This is a genomic window from [Ruminococcus] torques ATCC 27756, from assembly GCF_000153925.1.
GTDB classification, from domain to species: domain Bacteria; phylum Bacillota; class Clostridia; order Lachnospirales; family Lachnospiraceae; genus Mediterraneibacter; species Mediterraneibacter torques.
Window position 1 is genome coordinate 78,534 of record NZ_DS264344.1, and the last position, 19,543, is coordinate 98,076.

17 protein-coding genes are annotated in these 19,543 nt (G+C 40.0%); all 17 read left to right on the forward strand.

The window, feature by feature from the left end; translation table 11 throughout:
• Positions 1-65: 65 nt before the first annotated feature.
• The 17 genes from RUMTOR_RS00505 to RUMTOR_RS00580 all read left to right on the forward strand — a co-directional run bounded on the left by RUMTOR_RS00505 (position 66) and on the right by RUMTOR_RS00580 (position 19,521).
• The gene (locus RUMTOR_RS00505) at positions 66-1,370 is read left to right on the forward strand and encodes a D-alanyl-D-alanine carboxypeptidase family protein (RefSeq protein WP_009242706.1); all 1,305 of its coding nucleotides are present in this window, start codon (positions 66-68) and stop codon (positions 1,368-1,370) included.
• A gap of 153 nt (positions 1,371-1,523) precedes the next feature.
• Entirely contained in the window at positions 1,524-2,399 is an 876-nt protein-coding gene (locus tag RUMTOR_RS00510) for a metallophosphoesterase (protein WP_004845012.1), read from the forward strand.
• 227 nt (positions 2,400-2,626) lie between these two features.
• Complete coding sequence (locus RUMTOR_RS00515; RefSeq protein WP_004845013.1) at positions 2,627-3,385, forward strand: segregation and condensation protein A; 759 nt, start codon at positions 2,627-2,629, stop codon at positions 3,383-3,385.
• On the forward strand, positions 3,375-3,944 hold the full coding sequence (gene scpB / locus RUMTOR_RS00520; RefSeq protein ID WP_004845014.1) for an SMC-Scp complex subunit ScpB: 570 nt from the start codon (positions 3,375-3,377) through the stop codon (positions 3,942-3,944). Before RUMTOR_RS00515 ends, scpB begins: the two co-directional genes overlap by 11 nt.
• Before the next feature lie 181 nt (positions 3,945-4,125).
• Positions 4,126-5,406, forward strand: a complete 1,281-nt coding sequence (locus tag RUMTOR_RS00525) for a D-alanyl-D-alanine carboxypeptidase family protein (protein ID WP_004845015.1) — start codon at positions 4,126-4,128, stop codon at positions 5,404-5,406.
• 135 nt (positions 5,407-5,541) lie between these two features.
• Positions 5,542-7,536, forward strand: coding sequence for a 2-isopropylmalate synthase (locus RUMTOR_RS00530; protein WP_004845016.1), 1,995 nt, complete (start codon positions 5,542-5,544; stop codon positions 7,534-7,536).
• A 329-nt stretch (positions 7,537-7,865) separates the two neighbouring features.
• Complete coding sequence (locus RUMTOR_RS00535; RefSeq protein ID WP_004845017.1) at positions 7,866-10,319, forward strand: Ig-like domain-containing protein; 2,454 nt, start codon at positions 7,866-7,868, stop codon at positions 10,317-10,319.
• A gap of 24 nt (positions 10,320-10,343) precedes the next feature.
• Positions 10,344-10,472, forward strand: a complete 129-nt coding sequence (locus tag RUMTOR_RS13600) for a hypothetical protein (RefSeq protein WP_004845018.1) — start codon at positions 10,344-10,346, stop codon at positions 10,470-10,472.
• A gap of 176 nt (positions 10,473-10,648) precedes the next feature.
• Positions 10,649-11,077 carry a S24/S26 family peptidase gene (locus RUMTOR_RS00540; protein ID WP_004845020.1) on the forward strand — a complete coding sequence of 143 codons (429 nt, stop codon included), beginning with the start codon at positions 10,649-10,651 and terminating at the stop codon, positions 11,075-11,077.
• A 131-nt stretch (positions 11,078-11,208) separates the two neighbouring features.
• Positions 11,209-11,931: a hypothetical protein gene (locus tag RUMTOR_RS00545; protein WP_004845021.1), complete on the forward strand. Its 723-nt coding sequence runs from the start codon at positions 11,209-11,211 to the stop codon at positions 11,929-11,931.
• A gap of 57 nt (positions 11,932-11,988) precedes the next feature.
• Entirely contained in the window at positions 11,989-12,255 is a 267-nt protein-coding gene (locus tag RUMTOR_RS00550; protein ID WP_004845022.1) for a PqqD family protein, read from the forward strand.
• Positions 12,256-12,368: 113 nt separating this feature from the next.
• Positions 12,369-13,808: an acyl-CoA carboxylase subunit beta gene (locus RUMTOR_RS00555; protein WP_004845023.1), complete on the forward strand. Its 1,440-nt coding sequence runs from the start codon at positions 12,369-12,371 to the stop codon at positions 13,806-13,808.
• Positions 13,809-13,822: 14 nt separating this feature from the next.
• On the forward strand, positions 13,823-14,602 hold the full coding sequence (locus RUMTOR_RS00560) for an OadG family transporter subunit (RefSeq protein ID WP_009242698.1): 780 nt from the start codon (positions 13,823-13,825) through the stop codon (positions 14,600-14,602).
• 18 nt (positions 14,603-14,620) lie between these two features.
• Complete coding sequence (locus tag RUMTOR_RS00565; protein WP_004845026.1) at positions 14,621-14,989, forward strand: biotin/lipoyl-containing protein; 369 nt, start codon at positions 14,621-14,623, stop codon at positions 14,987-14,989.
• Between the two features lie 23 nt (positions 14,990-15,012).
• Positions 15,013-16,164, forward strand: coding sequence for a sodium ion-translocating decarboxylase subunit beta (locus tag RUMTOR_RS00570; protein ID WP_004845027.1), 1,152 nt, complete (start codon positions 15,013-15,015; stop codon positions 16,162-16,164).
• An 18-nt stretch (positions 16,165-16,182) separates the two neighbouring features.
• The gene (locus tag RUMTOR_RS00575) at positions 16,183-17,598 is read left to right on the forward strand and encodes an oxaloacetate decarboxylase subunit alpha (protein WP_004845028.1); all 1,416 of its coding nucleotides are present in this window, start codon (positions 16,183-16,185) and stop codon (positions 17,596-17,598) included.
• 123 nt (positions 17,599-17,721) lie between these two features.
• Positions 17,722-19,521: an aminopeptidase P family protein gene (locus RUMTOR_RS00580; protein WP_004845029.1), complete on the forward strand. Its 1,800-nt coding sequence runs from the start codon at positions 17,722-17,724 to the stop codon at positions 19,519-19,521.
• Positions 19,522-19,543: the final 22 nt, after the last annotated feature.

The following is a 19,543-nucleotide window of genomic DNA, read 5'->3' on the forward strand; positions in this document are numbered from 1 at the left end:
AGTAATACTTTTTGCAGGATTTGCTTATATTTATAATAGATGAAATTTTGGAGAGTGGATCAAAAATGAGAAATGCAAGAACGGTAATCGCAGGTGTTTTATGTGCATTGATGATCTGTTGCATGTTGGGAAACGCATATACGGTAAAAGGCAAGGAAATGTTATTAGCGCCGGAAAATAAAGAAACAAAAGATCAAAATACAGAAAACAGCAAGATAGAAGATAACAATACAGAGAATGAAGAAGAACTAAATAAAGGCGCAAAAAAGGAGGATACAAGTATGCAAATCGGTGCTCCTTCAGCTCTTTTGATGGAAGCATCTACCGGAACGGTATTGTTTGAACAGGATGCGGATACGAAACGTCCACCTGCAAGTGTTACGAAAATTATGACAATGCTTCTTATTTTTGATGCTGTTGAAAGTAAAAAAATTTCTTTGGAAGATAAAGTTCCCGTATCGGAATTTGCAGCGTCTATGGGCGGCTCTCAGGTGTTTTTAGAGACAGGGGAAACTCAGACGGTCGATACAATGCTAAAGTGCATTTCAATCGCAAGTGCAAACGATGCTTGTGTGGCAATGGCAGAGTATATAAGCGGCAGTGAAGAGGCTTTTGTACAAGAAATGAACAAGCGGGCAAAAGCATTGGGGATGCATAATACAAATTTTGTAAATTGCAACGGTTTAGATGCACAGGGGCATGTGACGACTGCAAGAGATATTGCGCTGATGTCGCGGGAATTAATTACGAAATATCCTCAGATTCATGAGTATGCGATGACATGGATGGAAAATATTACTCATGAAACGAAGAAAGGTACTTCGGAATTTGGACTTACAAATACAAATAAACTTGTAAGGCAGTATGAATATGCTACCGGTTTGAAAACAGGGTCGACAGGAGAAGCAAAATTTTGCGTTTCGGCAACGGGAAAGAAGGATGATGTGGAGTTGATCGCGGTTGTTATGGCTGCCGATACATCGAAGGAGAGATTTGCGGATGCGGTTAAAATGATGAATTACGGTTTTGGAAAATGTCAGGTGTATTCGGACGAGAAACCGATGAAAACAAAATATGCAGTTGTAAAAAATGGAGTCGAAGAAAATATAGAAGTAGAGCGCGGAGAAAAGTTTACTTATCTAGATGTAAAAGGAAAGGATATGAAGAAAATTAAAAAAATTGAGAAAATAAATAAAAAGATATTAGCGCCGGTTCGAAAAGGAGATGTTGTAGGCTCGATCGTTTATACTCTGGATGGAAATGAAATCGGGCGCAGCGATATCATAGCAAAAAGAGGTGTACAAAAAGCAGGATTTTCGGATTATTTAATAAAGGTATCGGCAAAATTTTTGATTGGAGAAAAGAATTAATAAAAGCTGCTTTAGATCTGCGGAATAATTTCACACAAAAAGTTGTTTACGTGCTGATGTGAAGAAATACTTGAGTTTCAGAATACCGCTGTTTTATAATGAGAGAAAATGAGGAAAGTTTTTTATAGGAATATCGTTAAAGGAGTTTTATAAATGAATAATACAGCATGGTGGATAATTATTTTTATCCTTATTTTGCTCATTTTAGCGGCAGGAGAAATTTATCGGGAAACTCATACATTCCGGGTGAGAAAATATAAAGTAAAAACGAAAAAAAACATCGGCATTCAAAACTGTGTAAAAGTGATTTTTTTAAGTGACCTTCATAACTGTGTATACGGAAATAAAAACGATAAATTGTATAAGGCGATTCAGGCAGAAATGCCGGATATGATTTTAATCGGAGGGGATATGCTGGTCGCAAAAGAAGGCAGTTCCGTACAGGAAGCTCTTGAGTTTGTGAAGAAATTACCGCATATTTGTCAGGTGTATTACACAAATGGCAACCATGAACAGAGAATGAAAGAAAATACAGATATATACGGGGATACATACGAACGATACAAAGCAAAGCTGGAAAATTGTGGAGTATGCTTTTTGGAGAATAAAGCCGAAAATATAGAAAAAAACGGTATGAAGTTTAGTATCTATGGCCTGGAACTGGATTCGTCTGTGAATAGAAAATTTAAAAAAGCAGATGTTACGGAGAAAACGGTTGAAGAAAAAATCGGAAAAAAGGGAAAAGATTATTCGATATTGATGGCGCATAACCCGGCATATATGGATGCTTATAAAAAATGGGGAGCCGATTTGATCCTATCCGGACACTTGCATGGAGGATTAGTGCGGTGTCCGGGGATTGGGGCAGTTGTGACGCCGCAGGGGTTTCTCTTTCCGAAATATTCAGGGGAAATGCGCAGAGAAGGAGAACAGACGATAGTTGTAAGTAGAGGACTGGGAAGTCATACGATCAATATTCGTTTGTTTAATATGCCGGAGGTTATCGCAATCGAGGTCTGTGTCCGGTAATAAGGCGGCAAGCTGACGAAGTAAAAAATATATGATCCGGCAGGGAAAACAATGACGGGAAAACGAGGCGGAAAAACGATAAAGACGATAAAAGAAAAACATTGTCAAAAGTAAAAAGCTCCTTTATAATGTAGAGTTGGCGTTAGAAATTTCTGCGATTTTCTTTTGTTGCGGAAATGGTGAACTGGCGAAATGTTAAGCAGCTGTTTAAATGATGGAGATAATTTATGGGAATTCCGGTAAAACTTGAAGTTTTTGAAGGTCCGTTGGATCTTCTGCTTCATTTGATCGATAAAAATAAAATAGATATTTATGATATTCCAATCGTAGAAATTACGAATCAATATATGGAATATATAAGGAATATGCAAAAAGAAGATCTGAATATTATGAGTGAATTCCTTGTTATGGCAGCTACGCTTTTGGATATAAAATGTCGAATGCTGCTTCCGAAAGAGGAAACGGAAGAGGGGGAGGAAGAAGATCCGCGGCGTGAGCTTGTAGAACAGCTTTTACAGTATAAAATGTATAAGTATATGGCGTATGAGCTGAAGGACAGGCAGACGGATGCAGACATGATACTTTATAAAGATCCGACAATACCGGAAGAAGTGAAAGAATATGCAGAACCGGTTGATCTGGATGAACTTCTTGGAGATCTTACATTGAAAAAATTAAATGAGATATTTAAAGAAGTGATGAAAAGGCAGGTTGATAAGATCGATCCGGTTCGGAGCAAGTTCGGAAAAATAGAAAAAGAAGAAGTCACCGTATCAGACAAGTTTATATATATACACGAATACATGCATACACATCATAAGTTCTCCTTCCGACAGCTACTCGAGAAGCAAAAGAGCAAGATGCATATTGTAGTGACATTTCTGGCGGTTTTAGAAATGATGAAGCTGGGAGAAATTCGTGTGGAACAGGAAGAAACATGCGGCGAGATCATGATTGAAAGGGTGGAAGAGGCGTATGGAAATTGAAAAACTTCAAAGTGCGATTGAAGCAATCTTGTTTACGATGGGAGATTCTGTTGAAATAAGTAAACTTGCATTTGCAATCGGACATGATGAAGAAACGACCAAAAAACTTGTTCGGAATATGATGGAGCGTTATGAAAAAGAGGATAGAGGAATCCGTATTATTGAGTTGGAAGATTCTTTTCAGTTATGTACAAAAAAGGAAATGTACGAATATTTAATTCGTGTAGCGAAACAGCCAAAGCGCTATGCTCTTACGGATGTACTCTTAGAAACACTTTCAATCGTTGCCTATAAGCAGCCTGTAACAAAATTAGAAATAGAAAAAATCAGAGGTGTTAAATCGGATCATGCAGTAAATAAACTCGTTGAATATGGATTAATTGAAGAGACGGGAAGATTGGATGCCCCCGGAAGACCTCTTTTGTTTGGAACAACAGAAGAGTTTCTTCGTCGGTTCAGCGTGCAGTCGTTAGATGATCTTCCGATGCTGAATCCGGAGCAGATCGAGCATTTTAAAGAAGAAGCCGAAGATGAAGCACAGTTGAAATTAGATATTTAAAAACAGGTTGAAAAAACAGGGATGGCATAAGCGGTGCACATCCTGTTTTTTTTGCAACAGTGACCGTCTACAATCTCGAAATGTGTTTTTTGTACTGTGGATGATGATAATATTTGTAGGAATAAGCTTGTATGGGAGGGCATATAGATAGAAAGACTATCGGCATAGAAGGTGTTTCGGAATGGAAAGAAAGAAATTTAAAAAGAGATTTAAGATGAATACAAGAAGTATACTGTCATTCATAATGTTGTTTGCGTTATGTCTGTCGGCAGTCTGGAATATTTCATGGGCTGATTGCAGGGCACAAGAGAAAATTATGGATGAAAGTCACAAGAGTATTAAGGTCAAGCCTTCTGATCTATACGCCCGTTCGGCCGTTTTAATGGACGCCGAGACAGGGCGTATTTTGTTTGGAAAAAATAAAGACGAACAGATGCCGATGGCGAGTACGACGAAAATTATGACATGTATTCTGGCGCTTGAAAACGGAAATTTATCTGATAAAGCAGAAGTTAGCAGCGTCGCGTCTGCACAACCGAAAGTAAAGCTTGGAATGACACAAGGGCAGACTTTTTATTTAAAAGATCTTCTCTATTCGCTTATGCTTGAATCGCATAATGATTCAGCCGTCGCAATAGCAGAATGTATTGCGGGAAATGTTGATAAATTTGCGGATATGATGAATAAAAAAGCTTCTCAGTTAGGCTGCAATTCTACATATTTTATTACTCCGAACGGGCTTGACGGACAGGATGAAAACGGAATTCATCATACGACGGCAGAAGAGTTGGCGAGGATAATGAGATATTGCATTATGGAATCTCCGCAAAAGGAAAAATTTTTAGAAATCACACGGGCAGATGCGTATACATTTACCGATTGCAAAGGAGAAAAAAGTTATTCCTGTGTAAATCATAATACATTTTTAAAAATGATGGATGGAGCTCTCAGCGGAAAAACAGGGTTTACGCAAGATGCAGGATATTGTTATGTCGGAGCGCTGCGAAAAGACGGAAAAACATTGATTGTGGCGCTTCTTGCATGTGGATGGCCGAATAATAAAGGGTATAAATGGTCGGATACAAAGAAATTAATGACATACGGAATGGAAAATTATTGTTATAAAGAGATTTCTCCGGATAAGATAGACAGAACAGAAAAAATCTATATAAAAAACGGATATACAGGAGGGTTTCCTAAAAAAGGAAAAGATCTTTTAGAAGTAGAGATCTCAGGGGAATCTAAAAAAATTTTAGTAGGAGCAGATGATAAAGATGAGATAGAAATAAAAATTAAGAAGGAAATTTGTGCTCCGATAAAAAAGGGAACTGTAATAGGAGAGATTGTTTATCGTGTAAATGGAGAGCGGATCATATCATATGAGGTTGTTGCGGGAAAAACAGTAAAAGAAAGAACACTTTGGATATGTGCAGAATATCTACGAAGAAAATTTCTTCTGTAAAGTATGAAAATACGAAACATTAAAAAAAATCAATATAAATGATTAAATTTGTCACTAGAATGAGTAAATATAATGTGATAGTATGTGAATGATAAAAAAAAGCAATATCATTGATATAATATAAGGAGAACTGTAATGATGACAACGAGAGAAAATTGGAAAAAATATGAAAAAACTTATTTTATGCCTCCGACACCTTGTTACGACTGGGTAAAAAAAGATTGTGTTGATAAGGCGCCGATCTGGTGCAGCGTAGATCTTAGAGACGGAAATCAGGCGTTGATCGAACCGATGAGTCTTGATGAGAAATTGGAGTTTTTTCAGCTTCTCGTTGACGTTGGTTTTAAGGTGATCGAAGTTGGTTTTCCGGCGGCGTCTGAGACAGAATATCAGTTTATCAGAGCATTGATCGAGCAAAATATGATTCCGGATGACGTTACGATCCAGGTTCTTACTCAAGCGAGAGAACATATTATCAAAAGAACATTTGAAGCTGTGCAGGGCGCGCCTCATGCGATCATACATGTATACAATTCTACTTCTGTTGCACAGAGAGAACAAGTATTTAAAAAGAGTAAAGAAGAGATTAAGCAAATTGCGGTCGATGGTGCGAAATTGTTGAAAAAACTGGCAAAAGAGACGACCGGTAATTTTACATTTGAATATAGTCCGGAAAGTTTTCAGGGAACAGAAGTTGACTACGCACTTGAAGTGTGTAATGCTGTTTTGGATATATGGGAGCCGACTTCAGATAATAAGGCAATCATCAACCTGCCGACCACAGTAGAAAATGCAATGCCTCATGTTTTCGCAAGTCAGGTAGAGTACTTTAATAAATATCTCCTTCACAGAGAAAATGTATTACTGTCCTTGCATCCTCATAACGACAGAGGATCAGGTATCAGTGATGCGGAGCTCGGTATTTTGGCAGGAGCAGATAGGATTGAAGGAACATTGTTCGGCAATGGAGAAAGAACCGGAAATGTTGATATTATTACATTGGCAATGAATATGTTTTCTCAAGGTGTAGATCCTGAATTAGATTTTTCAAATATGAGTGATATATGTGAAGTGTATGAACGAGTGACGCGTATGCATGTCTCTCCAAGACAGCCTTATGCAGGAGAACTTGTATTTACGGCTTTTTCCGGATCTCATCAAGACGCGATCGCAAAAGGTATGGCATGGAGAGAAGATCGGCAGTGTGATAAGTGGAACGTGCCGTATTTACCGATCGATCCGCAGGATGTCGGAAGACGGTATGATTCTGACGTTATAAGAATCAATAGTCAGTCAGGCAAGGGCGGCGTGAACTATATCTTGAAACAGAGCTTTGGAATCAGCCTGCCGGAGAAGATGAAAGAAGAAGTCGGTTATCTTGTCAAAGACGTTTCCGACAAAGCGCATAAAGAACTTACGCCGGACTGGGTATATCATATTTTTGAAGATAACTATATTACGGCAAAGACGATTTTTACAGTTGATGAATGTCATTTCAAACAGGAAAACGGAATGGTGGCTGATGCGGTGATCCATCATAACGGTAATGACCGAAGAATTGTGGGTGTAGGAAACGGTCGGTTAGATGCGGTGAGCAATGCGATAAAACATTATTTTGATGTGGATTATCAGTTGGCATTTTATGAAGAGCATTCCTTGACAAAAGGCTCTTCTTCGAGAGCTGTCGCTTATGTCGGCATAATATACAATAAAAAGAAATACTGGGGAGTCGGAATAGATGCGGATATTATAAAAGCGTCGATAGAAGCGCTTGTAGTTGCTGTAAATAAATTGAGTGAAATTGTGGATGGCGGAAAAGATGAAAGACTGCTGGAGATTACAAATTATATTTATGCAAATTATAAAAATGTGACATTAGAAGATCTTTCGGAAAAATTCTTTCTGTCAAAACCATATTTGTCAAAATATATTAAAGAAAAGTCAGGCATGACATTCGGCGATATTCTCAAACAGATCCGAATGAAAAAAGCGCGTGCAATGCTTAGAAGCGGGAATGCCACTGTAGAAAGCATTGCAGAGATGGTCGGGTATCAGAATGTAGAACATTTCAATCGAGTGTTCAAAAAAATGTATCATACAACACCGGTACAATATCGGAATAAAAAGTAAAATGATAAAAACAGCATGATAGCAGGGGATAGGAGGAACTATCGCTTTGGTGACTAATAAATCTCAAAGCGATAGTTCCTTTTGTGTAATTATAAATATTTTTGAAAATAAAGGATTGTTTATGATGCACAAAAAAATAAGAAATAAAGATTATTATATATTTATATTGACAGAAATATGCGGGGGGGGGGTATACTTATGCTGACATTATGTAAACATTGTGCGTTTTTGAAAAAAGAAAAAATAAGTGTTTTATATATAATACTTTAAGCAATGTTTACGAAGTTAAATTTATGAAATAAACGGGTGGGAAGAAGGAGGAAAAAAGAATGAAAATGAAAAGAGTTCTGGCGTGTGCTTTATCAGCGGCCATGATTGTGACATTCGTGTCATTTGGCAATATGGGAGTTGGAATGGTACATGCTGCTGTAGATATCGAGAACGAGTCTGTAACTGTAGAAGAAAAAGTTTTAAAGGAGATTGAGTCAGAAGTTCTGAAGGCAAATGCAAAAGCAAATTCGGAGCAGAAACCGGCAGCTTGGGATAATGATGGTGAAGCTGGGTGGGCATTTGATGATGAGAATCATTGGTGGCATTCTAGATATCAGGGAAATCCTGTAGAAGGGGAAGTAAACAGTGGATTAGTAAGCGCAAGCAATCCTATTTGGATTCAGACAGGATTTGGAGAAGCAAAAAAAATTAAGAAAATAACTTATCTGTCAAGAGACAATGGTATGGGTTCTATTAATGCATATAAGGTTCAATATGCCAATGTTCAGCAGGGCGAACCGAGAGATGATGATTTTCATGATATTGCAGGTGCGGCCGGAAATTTGCAGAATGCTCGTACTGCACAGGAGATTGTATTTAACGAAGCAGTAACCGCAACGCATATCCGTCTTGTTGCAACATCGATTTATGCGAATGGCGGACAACAGTATGTGGCGGCAAAGCGCATTCGTGTGTTTGAAGAAACTGAGGGAACAGAAGGAGTAACTTATAATTTCTATAAACAATCAGATTTTTGGGATTATGAAGTTGCATATGGCAATTTGGCTGATCAGACAGAGAATGCAGATAGATGGCATTATCAGATTAAGAAGCCTTCAGAAGGAGGGTGGATTGATATTCCGGCAAATGCATTAAAAACAAAAGATAACGGTGAAAAAAGCTGGATGAATGATGATAAGGGCTTGGATGGCACATATTATTACGCAAAGCTGAATAAGGATGAAATTACATCTACATTTCAAGGTGAGGCGTATACAGCAGTAGCATATGCGTGGAAAGCTCCAAAGAATGGTTATTTTAAGATGACATTGGAAAGTCCGATAACACAGGCAAGCAGTCCGGCACCGAGTTTCTTTGTTTGCCACTCAAGTGATAATCAGGATGGCAAAGATTTATTCCGTAATATCGTTGGTGCAAATAGTACAATTACAAGTAAAATTGCAAGAGTCCACACAGGAGAATGGCTTCGTTTAGGAGCAACTACAAAGAATGCATGGGCAAGTGGTTTGAAACCGGTAGTGATGGAAGTTACTGCAAAAGATTATGCAGTTCAGTATTTAGAAGAAGTAAGTGGTATTGAAGAAGGGAACAGTTATACAGAAGCTTCCAAACAGGCAGTTAAAGAGGCACGATCAGCATTACAAGAAGCGATTCTGCCGGAAGTTCCGGATATGGTAGTTGTTGAGCAGAAGATTACAGCGTTAGAACAGGCGATTGCAGGATTGCAAGAGTATGTTCCGGTAACAGAAGTTACATTAAATGTAACTGAGGCCAATTTGAAAGTCGGTGAGACAGTACAATTAACGGCTACAGTTGCACCGGATAATGCTAGCCAAGAAGTTCTCTGGGTATCTGATGCAGAGGGTATCGCTTCTGTTGATAGTGCAACTGGATTAGTTACAGCTAATAGTGCGGGAACGGCGATTATTACAGCAACTTCCACAATGAATCCGGAAAAGAAAGCACAATGTACAGTTGTTGTTACTCGTGATGATACAACATTAGATGTAGCAATCAAAGCAGCAGAAGAGAAAATACGGGAAGAGAATTTTGAAAATAAATATACAGAAGCTTCAAAAACAGCTCTTAGAGAAAATTTGGAGAATGCGAAACTTGCGAAAGAGAACGCGAACCTTTCTGTGGAAGATGTGAAATTAGTTGTTGATGCATTAAACGCTTCAATCGAAGAATTACAATTAAAAGCAGTAGTTACAATCAATAATAACGATCAGATAGAAACAAAATACTGTGAAATCGGAGATCAGGTGACTGTTGTTGCACAGAATGTGGAAAATAAGAAGTTTTCACACTGGACATTCAATGGAACACCTATCTGTTATTCAAGTCCGTATACTTTTACAGTATATGGAGATGCAACAATAGAGGCGGTTTACGTTAATGCTGAAGAAGAAGTAACTCCGCAGGCAGCTATGATGTGCAGCGTGTCATACAATAAATCTACGCAGACTATTAAATTTACAGCAAAACGTTCCGTACCTGAAGGATGTAAGATTGTAAAACATGGAATGATTTTAACAAGCAGAACTGCATGGAATGATTTGTATGCAGAGAATCCAGAAAATTTTGTGTTAGGAGCAAGCAGAATTCTTACAAAAGAAGCAACGACTACAGGTTTAGCAGGAAATTACTCTGTTAATGTAAAATGCACAAAGCCGAATATTTGGTATGCAAAAGGTTACGTTGTGTATACTGATAAGAACGGTGAGGAACAGACTGTATATAGTGATGTTGTGAGTTATGAAGTAAAATAATAAAATTAAGAGGAGAAGAGAAAGATGAAAAGAGCATTTTTAGAGCCGGAGATGGAAGTTGTTAAATTTCAGGACGAGGATATCATTACAACTTCTATTATAGAAGATAACGAAACAAGTGGTGACATTATCGATGGAGATGAGAATCTGTAAAGTAACATTTCTGGCAGAAGTAATGTGGGGTATCGTACAAGATGCGATACCCTTGCTTTTTATTACTATATTTGGTTAAATGTTATGTTTTTTGAACAGGAAAAAAGGATATATCCGTTGTATTGGGATCAGGATAAAATTAAAATAGAAAAGTAAGCGTTTGGGGCAATGAATTTATGCGTAATACATCTTTAGAAGAAGAACTTCGATCTGGAAAAACCTGTGTCTCCACAACCGTTGGAGACAGCATGGAACCGATGTTGCGTAATCGAAAGGATACAATTATTATAGAACCGGTTCATGGAAGACTGAAGCGATATGACCTTCCACTTTATCGAAGACCGGACGGGAAATATGTACTGCATCGTATTCTGCATGTGAAGAAGAATGGGTATGTTATCTGTGGGGACAATCGTTGGTGGAAAGAGAATGTGCCGGATGAATGGATAGTCGGTGTAGTGACAGAGTTTTATCGTGGAGAAGAGCATATATATATAACAGATCGGAAGTATCGTCTGTATGTTCATTTATGGTGCGACTTCTTTTGGATTCGTGTGTTGATCCTTCGAGTGAAACATATTTTACAGCGAATAAAGAAGAAATGAATACAGGAAAAAAGTAAGAAAAAGTAGGTTTGCGAGAATAGAGAGTCTTGTCGAACCTTTCTTTTTTTTGTATACTTTAGTAGATTATAAATTATGAGAGAGTGTGAAAAGTAGCAGGGAAGGGAAATGATATGAAGAAGAAAACACTGCTTATTAAAACAGCAGATTTATGTATCCGAATTCATTATAAATATCCGTATATTGAACAACAATGTGAAACATGGAGGGTGAATGAAGGATACGAACCGGATATTGAAGTGTCTGTTACAGATGAAGAAATTGAAACGGAATACGCGGGGTATCGTGCAGAAAGCGTGAGCAGAGCTTTGTGTGAGAGTACATGTATTTACCGTGCGATCGCAAGAAAGCTGATTGCCTTTCAGGCATTTGTTATGCACGGCGCCGTATTGGAGTTAGACGGAAAAGCGTATGTATTTACCGCGAAGAGCGGAGTCGGAAAGACAACACATACGAAGCTGTGGGTCGAGTATTTTGAAGGCAGAGCAAGTTATATTAACGGGGATAAGCCGATCATCAGATGTAAAGACGGCGTATGGTATGCATATGGCACACCGTGGATGGGAAAAGAAAAGTTTGGAAGTCAAAGTTCTGCGCCGATTCAGGCAGTTTGCTTTATTGAACGGGGAGAAGAAAATAAGATTCAAAAGATTGCTGATAAGGAAGTTATAGACAGAGTGTTTCATCAACTGTTTTTCCCTGAAGATCCTGAGACGTTGATCGAGTTCATGGGATTGGCAGACGATTTTGTTCAAAAGCTTCCGTTTTTTGTATTAAAGTGCAATATTTCAGCAGAAGCTGTACGGGTGGCTTATGAGACTTTGAGTAAAGTATAAGTTTGAAGAAACACAATTAAGGCGATAAAAAAGAAATAAAATCAGGAGAATACGAAGATGAAAATAAAAGAAGGATTTATCAAACGTCAGGTAGGAGAACGCGTCGTAGTCGTTCCAATTGGAGAAGCGGCAAAAAACTTTCATGGTATGATCAACCTTAATGAGACAGGCGGAGAATTGTGGGATCTTCTGAAAGAAAATACAGATGAGGATAAGTTGTTAGAGTCCATGCTGGAGATTTATGAGATTGAACCTGAGCAGGCGCAAAAAAGCATGAAAACTTTTCTGAGAAAATTAAGAGAGGCGGGGGTTTTGGAGGAATAAAGAGAAAGCCTTGCAGTAAGTTTTAATTGAAATCTTATAGATGTTAGTATATACTAAAATAGGCAGAAATTTTGGTTTATTTAAACAAATTTATTTATATGGAGGGCTAAAATATGAGCTACAATGCAACAGGAAACTCAGCGGGCAGAAGAATTGCTACATTGCTTGATGAGGGAAGCTTTGTTGAGATCGGCGGCGCAGTTACTGCCAGAAGCACAGATTTCAACTTGCAGGAAAAAGAAACTCCGGCTGATGGTGTTATTACCGGTTATGGAGTGATTGACGGCAATCTTGTGTATGTGTACAGTCAGGATGCCGCAGTGCTCAACGGAGCGATTGGAGAGATGCATGCAAAGAAGATCGCAAATATCTATGATATGGCGATGAAGATGGGAGCTCCTGTCATCGGTCTTATCGATTGTGCCGGATTGAGACTTCAGGAAGCTACGGATGCTTTAGAAGCTTTTGGAAGTGTTTACTACAAGCAGGCAATGGCATCGGGAGTTGTTCCGCAGATTGCGGCGATTTTCGGTATGTGCGGCGGCGGACTTGCAGTTGTTCCGGGACTTGCTGACTTTACATTCATGGAAGAAAAAAGCGGAAAGCTTTTTGTAAATTCTCCGAATGCGCTTGCAGGAAACGAGATTTCAAGATGTGATACTTCCGCTGCAAAATACCAGAGTGAGACGGCAGGTCTTGTCGACGGTATCGGAACAGAAGCGGATATTTTAAATGAAATTCGTTCTTTGATCTGCATGATCCCGGCAAATAATGAAGATGATCTGTCCTATGAAGAATGTATGGACGATCTGAATCGTATTTGTCCGGATGTTGAAAATGCGGCAGCCGATACTGCAATCGTTCTTTCACAGATTGCAGATGATCAGATTTTTACAGAGATGAAGAAAGATTACGCAAAAGAAATGGTGACAGGGTTTATTCGTCTGAACGGTATGACGGTCGGGGCTGTTGCGAATCGTACAAAAGTTTACGCAGAAGACGGAACAGAGGCAGCATCATTTGATTGTGCACTTACAGTGGATGGCTGTAAGAAAGCGGTTGACTTTGTGAATTTCTGTGATGCATTCTCGATTCCGGTGCTCACATTGACAAATGTAGAAGGATTTTCAGCTACGCTCGACTCTGAAAAAGATATGGCAAGAGCTGTGGCAAGAATGACTTATGCGTTTGCTGAGGCAACAGTGCCGAAAGTGAATGTAATTATAGGAAATGCTTATGGAAGCGCGTACATCGCGATGAACAGCAAATCAATCGGTGCGGACATGGTATATGCATGGGAAAATGCAAAGATCGGTATGATGGATGCAAACCTTGCGGCTCGTATCATGTATGATGACGCGGATATGGAAACACAAAAAGAGAAAGCGGCAGAATATGAAAAAATCCAATCCAGTGCTAAATCAGCGGCTCGCAGAGGATATGTTGATGCGATCATCACGCCTGCCGATACGAGAAAATATGTGATCGGCGCATTTGAGATGCTGTTTACAAAGAGAGAGGATCGTCCGAATAAGAAACACGGTACGGTTTAGTGAGGTGAGGCGAAGTGAAGAAAAAAATCAGTTTATTAGGGCTTATCCTCATTCTTGTTTTTAGTTTTTCGGGATGCGGAAAGTCTGATGATACAGTAGAATATGATCAGGAACAGCTTGAGCAGTATGCCGATTTTATAGTTCAGAATTTCAGTATGATGGGAGAGGCGGATTTTCAGAACTTTTCCGATATGTCTGATCTTGAACTTGAAATGACTCTTCTTCAGGCAGGCGTACCTGTAACAGGAGAAAATTTCCTGACGATGATGGGGGCGTGGGATGCCGGAGAACAAGAATGCGGAGAGTTTGTCGGCTTAAAAGACGGTTATACAATGGAAACAACAAATGAAGGCGCACTTCTGACTGTTGAAGGAGATTTTGCGGAAAGAGACGGAGCGCTTGAATTTGCGTTTGATAAGAAAGGAAATATCGAGAGTCTGACGATCGGAGCACATTACAGTACGGCGGAGATTTTGAAAAAAGCAGGACTTAATACGATTCTCGGAATGGGAACGGTTTTTGTTGTATTGATCTTTATTTCATTTATTATTTCACTGTTTAAATTTATTCCGGCGCTTGAACAGAAGTTTAAAAAGAGTGCAAAAACAGAGATTGTAAATGAAAAACCAACGGCAGCTTTGAAAACGGAGATGCCGGAAGTGTCGGAAGATGTTACGGAGGATACAGAGCTTGCAGCGGTAATTGCGGCGGCAATCGCGGCATCTGAAGGAACATCGGCAGACGGATTTATCGTTCGTTCTATAAAGAGAAGAAAATCAAATAAATGGAATTAAAGAAAAGGAGATAAGAAAATGAAAAATTATACAATTACAGTAAATGGGAATGTATATGATGTAACAGTGGAAGAAAAAGGCGCAGGCGCTGTTCCGGCTTTGAAACCGGCTCCGAAAGCAGCTCCGGCTCCGAAAGCGGCACCTGCTCCAGTGGCAAAAGCAGCGGGCGCAGGAAACATTCAGGTGAAAGCAGGCGCGGCAGGAAAAGTATTCCAGATCCCGACAAGCGTAGGTCAGAGTGTTCAACAGGGTGATACAGTGATCGTGATCGAGGCAATGAAGATGGAAATTCCGGTTGTTGCACCGGAAGCGGGAACGATCGCAAGTATTGATGTGGCTGTAGGAGATGCGATAGAATCAGGAGCAGTATTAGCTACGTTAAATTAGTTACTGACGGAGGTTTTTAACAAATGGAATATATTTCAAATACACTGGGAAACCTCATTGAACAGACAGCGTTTATGAATCTTACGGTCGGAAACCTGATCATGATCGCAGTTGCGTGTGTGTTTCTCTATTTAGCAATCAGACACGGCTTTGAGCCGCTTCTGCTTGTACCGATTGCTTTCGGTATGCTGCTTGTAAATATCTATCCTGATATTATGCTTCATGCCGAGGACTCAGCGAATGGTACGGGTGGATTACTTTATTACTTCTATGTCCTTGACGAGTGGTCGATCCTTCCGTCTTTGATCTTCCTCGGTGTAGGAGCAATGACGGATTTCGGACCTTTGATCGCGAACCCGAAAAGTTTCCTTCTCGGAGCTGCCGCTCAGTTTGGTATCTTTGCTGCATATTTAGGCGCTATGGCAATGGGATTTTCAGATAAAGCTGCCGCAGCGATCTCCATTATCGGAGGAGCTGACGGACCGACATCTATTTTCCTTGCCGGAAAACTGCAACAGACAGCGATTCTCGGACCGATCGCGGTAGCGGCATATTCTTATATGTCACTTGTACCGATCATCCAGCCGCCGATCATGAAACTTCTTACGACGGAGAAAGAACGTAAGATCAAGATGGAGCAGCTTCGTCCGGTATCAAAATTAGAGAGAATTCTTTTCCCGATCATTGTAACGATCGTTGTTTGTACGATTCTTCCGACGACAGCTCCTCTTGTAGGTATGCTTATGCTCGGAAACTTGTTTAAAGAGTCCGGTGTTGTAAGACAGCTTACAGAGACCGCTTCTAATGCGTTGATGTATATCGTTGTAATTTTGCTCGGAACATCTGTGGGAGCGACAACAAGCGCTGAGGCGTTCTTGAATTGGGATACTTTAAAAATCGTTGCTCTCGGACTGATTGCATTTGCGTTCGGTACAGCGGCGGGAGTGTTGTTCGGTAAAATCATGTGCTGGGCAACGAAAGGAAAAGTCAATCCGCTGATTGGGTCTGCGGGCGTATCTGCAGTTCCTATGGCGGCGCGTGTTTCACAGAAAGTGGGAGCCGAGGCTGATCCGACTAACTTCTTATTGATGCATGCGATGGGTCCGAATGTCGCGGGTGTTATCGGTACTGCGGTTGCAGCCGGAACATTTATGGCAATCTTTGGCGTTAAGTAATTGATGGAGGAAAAATAAATGGCAGAAATTGAAAAAAAACCGGTTAAAATAGTAGAAACGATTCTGCGTGACGCGCATCAGTCATTGATCGCTACAAGAATGACTACAGAACAGATGCTTCCGATCATTGAAAAGATGGATCAGGTCGGTTATCATGCAGTTGAATGCTGGGGAGGAGCTACGTTTGATGCGTCTTTGCGCTTCCTGAAAGAAGATCCATGGGAGAGGCTTCGTAAATTCCGTGACGGATTTAAAAATACAAAACTTCAGATGCTGTTCCGCGGACAAAATATTCTGGGGTATCGCCCGTACGCAGATGATGTAGTAGAATACTTTGTACAAAAATCAGCGGCAAATGGAATTGATATTATCCGAATTTTTGATTGTCTGAATGATATCAGAAACTTGAAGACAGCAGTGACGGCCGCAAATAAAGAAAAAGCACATGCACAGGTAGCGATGTCTTATACACTTGGCGATGCGTATACTCTTGATTACTGGGTGGATCTTGCAAAGAGAATCGAAGATATGGGAGCGAATTCTATTTGCGTTAAAGATATGGCAGGACTTCTTGTTCCGTATGAAGCGACAGAACTTGTCACAGCGCTGAAAGAGGCAGTAAATATCCCGATTGAAATGCATACGCATTATACATCGGGAGTTGCTTCGATGACTTATATGAAATCTGTAGAGGCAGGAGCTGATATCATTGACACCGCAATGTCTCCGTTTGCTCTCGGAACGTCGCAGCCGGCAACGGAAGTGATGGTGGAAACGTTCAAAGGTACGCCGTATGATACTGGATTAGATCAGAAACTGTTATCTGAGATTGCGGATTATTTCCGTCCGATCAGAGATGAAGCGCTTGAAAGCGGACTGCTTAATCCGAAAAACCTCGGAGTTAATATTAAGACTTTATTATATCAGGTTCCGGGAGGAATGCTTTCTAATCTGACATCTCAGTTAAAAGAACAGGGAGCGGAAGAAAAATTCTATGAAGTGCTTGAGGAAGTACCACGCGTGCGTAAAGATCTTGGCGAGCCGCCGCTTGTTACTCCGTCTTCTCAGATTGTCGGAACACAGGCTGTATTTAATGTTCTGATGGGTGAGAGATATAAGATGGCGACAAAAGAGACAAAAGATATTCTTGCAGGAAAATATGGCGCGACTGTAAAACCGGTTGACGCTCAGCTTCAGAAAAAGATTTTAGGTGAGAATGCAGAGATCATCACATGTCGTCCGGCAGATTTGATCCCGAATGAGCTCGATACACTTCGCAAAGAGTGCGAGCAGTGGATACAGCAGGATGAAGATGTTCTTACGTATGCATTATTCCCGCAGGTTGCCGTTGATTTCTTTAAATACAGACAGGCACAGCAGACAAAAGTTGACGCTGCAGTAGCAGATACTAAGAACGGAGCATATCCGGTATAGATAAAAGGAATAGTGACAGGATCGAACGATTGAATTTATTCAGGAGATCGATCCTGTTTTATTTGTACTCTTTTTCGTTTAGTGGTATCATAAAAAGGAATTTTGAGAAGCGGGAGGTCTTGAATGAAATATTCGGGAAGCATTTCAGATAGAATTAAGGCTCTTAGAGCCGAGATGAGACGGGAGAAGATAGATCTTTATATTATTCCGTCAACAGATTATCATAACAGTGAATATATAGGTGAATATTTTAAGGAACGTCAATATATGACCGGATTTACAGGTTCTGCGGGAACTGTAGTGTTTACAGAGGAGAAAGCGGGGCTTTGGACAGACGGGCGCTATTTTATACAGGCAGAACAAGAACTGCAGGGCAGTGAGATCATCCTTTTTAAAGCAGGGGAGCCGGGCTGTCCGGAAATCGAAGAATTTATACGGACAGAATTGCCGGAAGGCGGAAAGATCGGATTTGATGGCCGTACGATTCGGGTAGAACAAGGAAAAGAATTTGAAAAGATTGCCGAAGAAAAATGCGGAGCGCTGTCTTATCTTTCGGATCTTGTCGATGTTGTCTGGAAAGACAGACCGCCTTTGCCGACGGAAAAAGCGTTCTTTTTGGATGAATTTTACTCGGGAGAAACAGCAGCTTCTAAGTTGGAAAGAGTAAGGTGTAAGATGGATGAATCAGGAGCTGATGTACATCTGTTATCAAGTCTTGATGATATTGCGTGGCTATTAAACATCAGAGGAAACGATATCTTGTGTTGTCCTCTTGTTTTGGCATATTTAATAATCTATAAGGATCATGTTGAATTGTTTGCAGATGAAGAAAAGTTCTCCGATGATATGAAACGGGAATTTGCGAAAAATCATGTTGCTCTAAGACCATATACAGAAATCGAAAATGCGGTCGGAAAACTAAGCGGCAGGAAGAAAATGCTGATAGATCCCGAGCGTCTTAGCTATGCTTTATATAAATTGATACCGGATGAAACTGAAATGATAGAGAAAGAGAATCCGGAAATCATAATGAAATCTGTAAAAAATGATATTGAAACAGAGCATATTCGCAGGGCGCATTTAAAGGATGCGGCTGCACATACAAAATTTATATATTGGCTGAAAGAAAATATCGGGAAAACAGAGATTACCGAACGGTCAGCTTCCGCTCGTTTAGAAGAGTTTAGAAAAGAGCAGGATGGATATTTAGGACCAAGTTTTGAACCAATCAGCGCATACTACGAACATGGAGCGATTGTCCATTACAGTGCATCGAAGGAAAGCGACGCACGATTAGAAAAGGGGCATTTTCTTTTAACAGATACCGGAGGACATTATAAGGATGGATCGACTGATATTACAAGAACCGTGGCTTTAGGTGAAGTGAGTTATCAGGAAAAAGAAGATTTCACTCTTGTTTTGCGTTCGATGCTCAGACTTATGAACGCTGTGTTTTTGGAAGGGTGCAGCGGTGCGAATTTAGACTGTCTTGCAAGAGAAGTGTTTTGGAAGGAAAGGCTGAATTTTAATCATGGCACGGGTCATGGGGTTGGATATCTTTTGAATATTCACGAGCCTCCGATTAATTTCAGATGGAAGGAAGGCAAAAATGCTGCGCCGGCTCTTCAAAAAAATATGATAATTACAGATGAACCTGGGATTTACAGAGCAGGCCGACATGGCGTCAGAATTGAAAATGAGCTTCTTGTCGTAGAAGATACGCAGAACGAGTTCGGAAAGTTTTTGAAATTTGAGCCGCTTACCTATGTTCCGATTGATCTTGATGCAATTCTCCCTGAAAAAATGAGTGATGAAGAAAAAAAGATGCTGAACGAATATCATGCTGCCGTTTATGAAAAAGTCGGAATGTATTTAGAGGAGAACGAGCGAGAGTGGCTGAAGCGATATACAAGACCGATATAAATTATGCACATCTGCAAATCGG